The following is a 5431-nucleotide window of genomic DNA, read 5'->3' on the forward strand; positions in this document are numbered from 1 at the left end:
CGGGTGCGTCCGTTCCTTGAGAACTCAACAGCGTGCACTATGTTCAATGCCAATTTTTGAACCCCATCCGGTTTTCGGATCGGTGGGATTCCTTTGATTGATGGACAATTTGATTCTAAGTAGTCAGTTGTTTCTCTGTCAGTGATTGATACTCTCAATGCCTTCGGGTGTTGGAACCAGTTTTTTTGGAGAGTTTGATCCTGGCTCAGGACGAACGCTGGCGGCGTGCTTAACACATGCAAGTCGAACGATGAACTCCAGCTTGCTGGGGGGATTAGTGGCGAACGGGTGAGTAACACGTGAGTAACCTGCCCTGGACTCTGGGATAACGCTGAGAAATCGGTGCTAATACCGGATAGGACCTGGAACCGCATGGTTTTGGGTGGAAAGTTTTTCGGTCTGGGATGGACTCGCGGCCTATCAGCTTGTTGGTGAGGTAATGGCTCACCAAGGCGTCGACGGGTAGCCGGCCTGAGAGGGTGACCGGCCACACTGGGACTGAGACACGGCCCAGACTCCTACGGGAGGCAGCAGTGGGGAATATTGCACAATGGGCGCAAGCCTGATGCAGCAACGCCGCGTGAGGGATGACGGCCTTCGGGTTGTAAACCTCTTTTAGTAAGGAAGAAGGGGAGCTTGCTCCTTGACGGTACTTGCAGAAAAAGGACCGGCTAACTACGTGCCAGCAGCCGCGGTAATACGTAGGGTCCGAGCGTTGTCCGGAATTATTGGGCGTAAAGAGCTCGTAGGCGGTTTGTCACGTCTGCTGTGAAATCCCGAGGCTCAACCTCGGGCCTGCAGTGGGTACGGGCAGACTGGAGTGCGGTAGGGGAGAATGGAATTCCTGGTGTAGCGGTGGAATGCGCAGATATCAGGAGGAACACCGATGGCGAAGGCAGTTCTCTGGGCCGTAACTGACGCTGAGGAGCGAAAGCATGGGGAGCGAACAGGATTAGATACCCTGGTAGTCCATGCCGTAAACGTTGGGCGCTAGATGTGGGGACCTTTCCACGGTTTCCGTGTCGTAGCTAACGCATTAAGCGCCCCGCCTGGGGAGTACGGCCGCAAGGCTAAAACTCAAAGGAATTGACGGGGGCCCGCACAAGCGGCGGAGCATGCGGATTAATTCGATGCAACGCGAAGAACCTTACCAAGGCTTGACATAACCGAGAACGCTGCAGAAATGTGGAACTCTTTGGACACTCGGTTACAGGTGGTGCATGGTTGTCGTCAGCTCGTGTCGTGAGATGTTGGGTTAAGTCCCGCAACGAGCGCAACCCTCGTCGTATGTTGCCAGCACGTAATGGTGGGAACTCATATGAGACTGCCGGGGTCAACTCGGAGGAAGGTGGGGATGACGTCAAATCATCATGCCCCTTATGTCTTGGGCTTCACGCATGCTACAATGGCCGGTACAAAGGGCTGCGATGTCGTAAGGCGGAGCGAATCCCAAAAAGCCGGTCTCAGTTCGGATTGAGGTCTGCAACTCGACCTCATGAAGTCGGAGTCGCTAGTAATCGCAGATCAGCAACGCTGCGGTGAATACGTTCCCGGGCCTTGTACACACCGCCCGTCAAGTCATGAAAGTCGGTAACACCCGAAGCCAGTGGCCTAACCGCAAGGAGGGAGCTGTCGAAGGTGGGATCGGTGATTAGGACTAAGTCGTAACAAGGTAGCCGTACCGGAAGGTGCGGCTGGATCACCTCCTTTCTAAGGAGCAACTCGGAAGTCTTCGGGCTTTCGCAGTGCAGACCAGATCGGGTCCTTTGTGGCTCGCTGGTTGCTCATGGGTGGAACATTGACATAGGTGCCGGTTGATTTCGGCTGGACTCAGTACGTTGCTCACTTGTGGGTGATTGGAAGGGTTTGGTTGGGGGAGGCTGGTACGTGCACGCTGTTGGGTCCTGAGGGACCGGACAACCCTTGGCGCTCTCTTCGGAGGGTGGTGGGGGGTGATGGTTTCTTGCAGGCCTTCACTGATGCCGATGGTTTTGATTCGGTAGGTGGTGGGGGTTCTGGCCGTCTGTTGAGAACTACATAGTGGACGCGAGCATCTTAGAAATAGCCCTTTGGGGCTGTTTCACAAAAGGTGAATCGCCAAGAGCATCCTTTCGGGGGTGTTGTTTGGTGTGTTCACTGGTCAATTTCGCAGCATCGCCTTTGGGTGGTGTTGCACGATTCGATCTCATGTGATTTCAAGTTTTTAAGAGCAAACGGTGGATGCCTTGGCATCTGGAGCCGAAGAAGGACGTCGTAATCTGCGATAAGCCTCGGGGAGCTGATAAACGAGCTTTGATCCGAGGATTTCCGAATGGGGAAACCCCGCCAGGCCCTTTGGGTGACCTGGTGACTCCCGCCTGAATATATAGGGCGGGTAGAGGGAACGTGGGGAAGTGAAACATCTCAGTACCCACAGGAAGAGAAAACAACAGTGATTCCGTTAGTAGTGGCGAGCGAACGCGGAAGAGGCTAAACCGAGCCATGTGTGATACCCGGCAGGGGTTGCATGGTCGGGGTTGTGGGACCTTTCGGACTGTACTGCCGTGCAGTCACGGTGACGCGTCAGGTATAGACGAACCGGATTGAAAGCCGGACCGGAGTGGGTGTGAGTCCCGTAGTCGAAATGCCTGGCGGCCCGGAGAGGTATCCCAAGTAGCACGGGGCCCGAGAAATCCCGTGTGAATCTGTCAGGACCACCTGATAAGCCTAAATACTCCCAGATGACCGATAGCGGACAAGTACCGTGAGGGAAAGGTGAAAAGTACCCCGGGAGGGGAGTGAAATAGTACCTGAAACCGTTTGCTTACAAACCGTTGGAGCCTCCTTGTTGGGGTGACAGCGTGCCTTTTGAAGAATGAGCCTGCGAGTTAGTGATTTGTGGCGAGGTTAACCCGTGAGGGGCAGCCGTAGCGAAAGCGAGTCTGAATAGGGCGATTCAGTCGCAGGTCCTAGACCCGAAGCGAAGTGATCTATCCATGGCCAGGTTGAAGCGACGGTAAGACGTCGTGGAGGACCGAACCCACTTCAGTTGAAAATGGAGGGGATGAGCTGTGGATAGGGGTGAAAGGCCAATCAAACTTCGTGATAGCTGGTTCTCTCCGAAATGCATTTAGGTGCAGCGTTGCGTGTTTCTTGCCGGAGGTAGAGCTACTGGATGGCCGATGGGCCCTAAAAGGTTACTGACGTCAGCCAAACTCCGAATGCCGGTAAGTGAGAGCGCAGCAGTGAGACGGTGGGGGATAAGCTTCATCGTCGAGAGGGAAACAACCCAGACCACCAACTAAGGTCCCTAAGCGCGTGCTAAGTGGGAAAGGATGTGGAGTTGCACAGACAACCAGGAGGTTGGCTTAGAAGCAGCCACCCTTGAAAGAGTGCGTAATAGCTCACTGGTCAAGTGATTCCGCGCCGACAATGTAACGGGGCTCAAGCACGCCACCGAAGTTGTGGCATTGACATTAATGGTAGGCCTTCGTGGTCCAGCCGTGTTGATGGGTAGGAGAGCGTCGTGTGGGCAGTGAAGCGGCGGTGTGAACCAGCCGTGGAGGCCACACGAGTGAGAATGCAGGCATGAGTAGCGAAAGACGGGTGAGAAACCCGTCCTCCGGAAGACCAAGGGTTCCAGGGTCAAGCTAATCTGCCCTGGGTAAGTCGGGACCTAAGGCGAGGCCGACAGGCGTAGTCGATGGACAACGGGTTGATATTCCCGTACCGGCGAAGAACCGCCAACACGAAATCAGGAGTGCTAAGCATCCCAAGACGCGTGGATCCCTTCGGGGACGATCGTGAGGCGGCATGCGACCCCATCTGGTGGAGTGAGCGTATTAACAGGTGTGACGCAGGAAGGTAGCCAATCCCGGGCGATGGTAGTCCCGGGGCAAGTGCGTAGGCCGAGCGATAGGCAAATCCGTCGCTCATCAAGGCTGAGACACGATGCGGATAAAAAGTTGGTGATCCTATGCTGCCGAGAAAAGCATCGACGCGAGGTTCTAGCCGCCCGTACCCCAAACCGACTCAGGTGGTCAGGTAGAGAATACCAAGGAGATCGAGAGAATCGTGGTTAAGGAACTCGGCAAAATGCCCCCGTAACTTCGGGAGAAGGGGGGCCTAAGGCGTGAACGGACTTGCTCCGGGAAGCGCTGCAGGGCCGCAGAGACCAGTGGGAAGCGACTGTTTACTAAAAACACAGGTCCGTGCTAAGTCGCAAGACGATGTATACGGACTGACGCCTGCCCGGTGCTGGAAGGTTAAGAGGACCGGTTAGCCGCAAGGCGAAGCTGAGAATTTAAGCCCCAGTAAACGGCGGTGGTAACTATAACCATCCTAAGGTAGCGAAATTCCTTGTCGGGTAAGTTCCGACCTGCACGAATGGCGTAACGACTTCCCAGCTGTCTCAACCGCGAACTCGGCGAAATTGCATTACGAGTAAAGATGCTCGTTACGCGCAGCAGGACGGAAAGACCCCGTGACCTTTACTACAGCTTGGTATTGGTGTTCGGTGTGGCTTGTGTAGGATAGGTGGGAGACTTTGAAGCTGGCACGCTAGTGTCGGTGGAGTCAATGTTGAAATACCACTCTGGTCACTCTGGATATCTAACTTCGAACCGTGATCCGGTTCAGGGACAGTGCCTGGTGGGTAGTTTAACTGGGGCGGTTGCCTCCCAAAAAGTAACGGAGGCGCCCAAAGGTTCCCTCAACCTGGTTGGCAATCAGGTGGCGAGTGTAAGTGCACAAGGGAGCTTGACTGTGAGACTGACAGGTCGAGCAGGGACGAAAGTCGGGACTAGTGATCCGGCAGTGGCTTGTGGAAGCGCTGTCGCTCAACGGATAAAAGGTACCTCGGGGATAACAGGCTGATCTTGCCCAAGAGTCCATATCGACGGCATGGTTTGGCACCTCGATGTCGGCTCGTCGCATCCTGGGGCTGGAGTAGGTCCCAAGGGTTGGGCTGTTCGCCCATTAAAGCGGTACGCGAGCTGGGTTTAGAACGTCGTGAGACAGTTCGGTCCCTATCCGCTGCGCGCGTAGGAAATTTGAGAGGATCTGACCCTAGTACGAGAGGACCGGGTTGGACGAACCTCTGGTGTGCCAGTTGTTCCGCCAGGAGCACCGCTGGTTAGCTACGTTCGGGATGGATAACCGCTGAAAGCATCTAAGCGGGAAGCCGGCCTCGAGATGAGATTTCCATCCCTTCGGGGGAGAGGCTCCCAGCCAGACGACTGGGTTGATAGGCCGGATGTGGAAGAGAGGACTAAAGACTCTCGGAGCTGACCGGTACTAATAAGCCGATAACTTGATAATCACTACACTCACACGTTTGAACACATTTCATGTAAAGGCCGTGTGTGTGGCCAAGATTGCCCGCGTCCACTCTGTGGTTCCCTTCAGACGGAAACCCAACACACAACTCAACAGTTGTACCCGCACCACCCGA

The 5431-nt window shown here is 55.1% G+C and carries 2 rRNA genes; both read left to right on the forward strand.

The annotated features are described in order from the left end of the window. The first annotated feature begins 182 nt into the window (after positions 1–182). Positions 183–1710, forward strand: a 16S ribosomal RNA gene (locus tag AC1C2T_RS19425). A gap of 483 nt (positions 1711–2193) precedes the next feature. Further along, positions 2194–5298 (forward strand): 23S ribosomal RNA (locus tag AC1C2T_RS19430). Together the 16S and 23S rRNA genes form the textbook arrangement of a ribosomal RNA operon. Positions 5299–5431 lie beyond the last annotated feature (133 nt).

It is taken from the genome of Agromyces sp. Y558 (assembly GCF_059445415.1).